Here is a 3,841-nt window from a genome sequence, read left to right as displayed (position 1 = left end):
CACACCGTCCGCGGCCTCGGCTACCGGGTGGAGGCGTGAGCCGCGCCCAGCCGGGCGCGCTGCGGACCGGCTCCCTCCGCCTCCGCACCGTCCTGGCCGTGCTCGCTCTGCTGGCCGTGCTGCTCCTGGCCCTCTCGGCGACGGTGCAGGCGGTGCTCGGCGAGCGCCTCCGCGACCAGATCGAGGAGCGGCTGCAGGACCGCGCCTCCGCCGCCGCCGCGCTGGTCGGCACGATCGCCGACGACGCCCTCGCCTCCCGCCTCTCGGCGCAGGGCGTCTCGGTGCGGATCACGAGCCCCGAGGGCGAGGACGTCGTGGCCGGGCCGAGCCCGGAGCAGCTGCGCCTGGGCCCTGGAGCCGCCGACCAGCTCGGAGAGCCGCCGTCGCCGCCCGGCACGAGCTCCTCCTCCGGAGCCGTCCCGCCCCGAGCCGCCTCCGCCGCCGTCACCGTCGTCTCGAGCAGTGTCGCCGCCGACGACGAGCTGATCACCCTCGAGTCGACCCTCAGCGACGGCACCCGCCTCGAGCTCACCAGCGAGGCCGGATCGGTGGGCAGCACCCTCGCGCAGCTGAACGGGATCCTGCTCGCCGCGTCGGCCGTGTTCCTCCTGCTGGCCGCCCTCGCGCTGATCGTCGTGGTCCGCGCGACCCTCCGGCCCCTCGAGCGGATGACCGACGTGGCCCGCGACATCGCGCACGGCGACCGCGGGCGGCGGCTGCGCCCCTCCCGTCCGCGGACCGAGCTCGGCCGCACCGCGACCGCGTTCGACGAGATGCTCGACGACCTCGAGCAGGCCGAGCGCAGTGCCCTCGCCGCCGAGGCGACGGCCCTCGCGGCGGAGCAGCGGATGCGCGCGTTCGTCTCGGACGCCGCGCACGAGCTGCGGACGCCGGTCGCCGGCATCCAGGCCGCCGCCGACGCGCTCGTCCGCGGCGACGGCGGCGAGCAGGAGCGCGAGCGCCTCTCGGTGCACGTCGTGCGGGAGTCGCTGCGCGCGGGCCGCCTCATCCAGGACATGCTGCTGATGGCGCGGCTGGACGAGGGCCTGGCTGTGGAGTCGCGTCCGTTGGACCCCGCGGGCGTCGCCGAGGCCGCGATCGAGCGCCAGGAGCTGCGCCGCCCGGGCCTCGCGATCGAGCTGCACCGGCCCGCCGAGCCGCTCCGGGTCAGCGCCGACGCCGACCGGCTGGCCCAGGTGCTCGGCAACCTCCTCGAGAACGGCGCCCGCTTCGCCCGCTCCCGGATCGACGTCGCCGTCGAGGCGGCCGCCGACTCCGTCACGATCACCGTCGACGACGACGGCCCCGGCATCGCCGAGGCCGACCGTGAGCGCGTCTTCGACCGCCTCGTCCGCCTCGACGACGCCCGCAACCGCGCCGACGGCGGCTCGGGCCTCGGCCTGCCGATCGCGCGCGGGCTGGCCCGGGCGCTCGGCGGCGACCTGGTGGCGCAGGAGGGACCGGTGGGAGCGCGGTTCCGGGTGACGCTGCCTCGCGCGGGCTGACGCCGCCCCGCTCCCCCTAGGCTCGACGGGCGCGCGGGCCCCGCTCCGCCGGGACGGCAGGAGTGGCTCCATGGACAGGGACGACGCGGAGCAGCGTGTCCGGCAGGCCCGCGACGAGGCCCCGAGGTTCGGGAGCGGTCCCCTGCTCGCCACCTTCACCGTCCGGCACCGCCGCGGACTCGACGTCGCCTTCGTGCTCGACGGCGCCGACGGCGACTTCCAGATCGGAATGGGCGCCGCGTGCCCGTGCGGATCCTGCACTGCTCCGCCACCGTGATCATCGTGGAGGCCGCTCCCCTCCCCCTCGACCGGCGCCCGTCCTCGCTCAAGTGCTGGTCCTTCCTCCGCCGTGCCTCCGCCGACCACCACTCCGACGTGCTCGGCTTCGTGTCCCCCGACCTGGCCGACCTCCCCCCGGTCCGACTCCTCACCGATCCGCGGGCGCGGCGCGGGCGCTGAGCCGGCCTCCCGCGCGAGGCGGCGGATCCCGCCCGACCCGCAGGCGCCGGTGCGATCATGCGCTGACGCGACCCGCCCGGAGGTCCGCCCGACCCGGAGGAGCGCCCGTGACGCAGGAGGTGCAGTCGACCCGGCTGCGGTCGCTCGGGAGCGAGGCGTTCTTCGGGGCGACGGTGGTCGTCGCGGCGGCGTGGTCGGGCGCCCGGGCGTTCCAGCTCTACGGAGGGTGGGGCGTGGTGCTCGCGGTGGCCGCGGTGATCGTCGCGGGGCTCGGCTTCGGGATCCGACGGCGCGTCGAGGAGCGGTGGTCCCGACCGATCCTCGAGAGGCTGCGGGCCGAGCATCCGGACGGCGGCGTCACCGCGGTGCTGAACACTCCGGAGACACTGGCCTCGCTGCGGACGCTCGCGGTCGCCGGAGCCGCGGTCGACCTCCCGGCGCTGCGCGCGGCGAGGCCGGACCCCGTGCTGCTGGCCGTCGTCACCGCGAGGGCGCTCTCGCTGTTCCGTGCCGACGCGGACCTCTCGCCGATCGCGTTCCTGCCCCTCACCGCCGGGGACGCCCCCGAGTCGGTGACGGGCTACCACCACGGTCACGCGCTCGCGGCTCCCGTTCTCACGGTCCGGCAGCAGGGGACGGAGCAGCGGCTCGCCCTCTTCCCCGCCGACGGCGCGCGGACGATCACCGGTGTCCTCGGCCGCTGAGCGAGGCCCGCTGAGCGAGGCCCGCTGCGCATCGCCGGGAGTCTCCGCCCCGCGGCGGATCCGGCAGCGCCGCGCCGCGCGTAGCGTCGGGCGATGGACATGTCACTGCTCGGCACCAGCGTGGTCGCCGCCCTGTGCGGGGCCGCGTATCTCGGAGTCGCGATCCTCGCGGTCGCGCAGGTCCTCCGCTCCGGCCTCGATCCCCTGCGGAAGGGCCTGTGGACGATCGCCGTCGTGGTGGCGCCCTTCCTGGGGTCGATGGCGTGGTTCCTCGTCGGGCGGCCCGGAGCGCGAGCCTGAGACGCGGCTCAGCCCGCACCCATGCCTACGATCACCGATCGCGCAACCACCTGCTTGCGGGGCGCCCGCACGTCAGCATGAGCGGGATGGACACGATCGAGGAGGCGGGCGCCTGGGCGCGCGCTCTGGTGCGCCGCGAGTTCGGCGTCGGCCTCGTCGACCTGGAGCCCGTCGTCGGCGGACTCGACCACGGAGCGCGCGTCTGGTGCGCGGCCGACGGCTCCGGGGCGCTCTGGAGCGTCAAGGCGTCGGCCCGCGACGGGCGCTTCGGACTCGCGCTCTCGGCGTCGCTGGGAGAGGCGGGGGTGCCGGGCGTCGCGGCGCCGCACCGCGCCTCCGACGGGCGCCCCTGGGCGGAGGACCGGGGGCTGCGGGTCTCGGTCGCGCCGTGGATCCTCGGCGAGGACGCCGTCGACTCCGGCGAGGACGCCCTCGACTGGGAGGGGTTCGGCGCGGTCCTGCGCTCCGTGCACGACGCCGAGCCGCCGACCCTCGCGCCTCCCGTGCGGCGGGGAATCCGCCGCGTCCGCCGTCCGCTCGCCGACCTCCTCGCCGAGACCGACGAGAGGATCGACGCGCAGCCGGAGTCCCGCCCCCGCCTCACCGCGCTCTGGCGCGGGAACCGCTCCCGCCTCGACGCCCTCGCCGGCGCTGAGCGGCGACTGAAGCGCGCCCGCACGCCCACCTCCCGCGTGCCCCTCCACGGCGACCCGCATCCCGGCAACGTCGTCATCGACGAGAGCGGCCGCCCCTGGCTGATCGACTTCGACGAGGCCACCGTCGCCCCGCGGGAGGCCGACCTGCTCCTGATCGAGCTCGGCGTCATCTACTCGCGGCCGATCAGCGACGTGCAGCGCTCGGCGTTCCGCGCGG

Annotated in this window: 6 protein-coding genes; all 6 read left to right on the top strand. The window is 76.6% G+C overall.

Annotation, left to right across the window (positions count from 1 at the left end):
* Positions 1–1,505: ATP-binding protein (locus C5C99_RS16530; protein WP_374953748.1), on the top strand; the 1,505-nt coding region annotated here is incomplete at its 5' end.
* Positions 1,506–1,575: 70 nt separating this feature from the next.
* The gene (locus tag C5C99_RS16525) at positions 1,576–1,782 is read left to right on the top strand and encodes a hypothetical protein (RefSeq protein ID WP_104340433.1); all 207 of its coding nucleotides are present in this window, start codon (positions 1,576–1,578) and stop codon (positions 1,780–1,782) included.
* Complete coding sequence (locus tag C5C99_RS16520; protein WP_146085538.1) at positions 1,746–1,964, top strand: hypothetical protein; 219 nt, start codon at positions 1,746–1,748, stop codon at positions 1,962–1,964. Before C5C99_RS16525 ends, C5C99_RS16520 begins: the two co-directional genes overlap by 37 nt.
* 107 nt (positions 1,965–2,071) lie before the next feature.
* Complete coding sequence (locus C5C99_RS16515; protein WP_104340431.1) at positions 2,072–2,668, top strand: hypothetical protein; 597 nt, start codon at positions 2,072–2,074, stop codon at positions 2,666–2,668.
* A gap of 93 nt (positions 2,669–2,761) precedes the next feature.
* Positions 2,762–2,968: a PLD nuclease N-terminal domain-containing protein gene (locus tag C5C99_RS16510; protein WP_104225196.1), complete on the top strand. Its 207-nt coding sequence runs from the start codon at positions 2,762–2,764 to the stop codon at positions 2,966–2,968.
* Positions 2,969–3,054: 86 nt separating this feature from the next.
* The coding region (locus C5C99_RS16505; protein ID WP_104340430.1) for a phosphotransferase enzyme family protein at positions 3,055–3,841 on the top strand (787 nt) is incomplete at its 3' end.

This window comes from Rathayibacter sp. AY1C4 (genome assembly GCF_002932195.1).
GTDB lineage: Bacteria > Actinomycetota > Actinomycetes > Actinomycetales > Microbacteriaceae > Rathayibacter.
The sequence above is the reverse complement of the archived record's forward strand: the minus strand, read 5'-3'. Positions and strand labels throughout refer to the sequence as shown.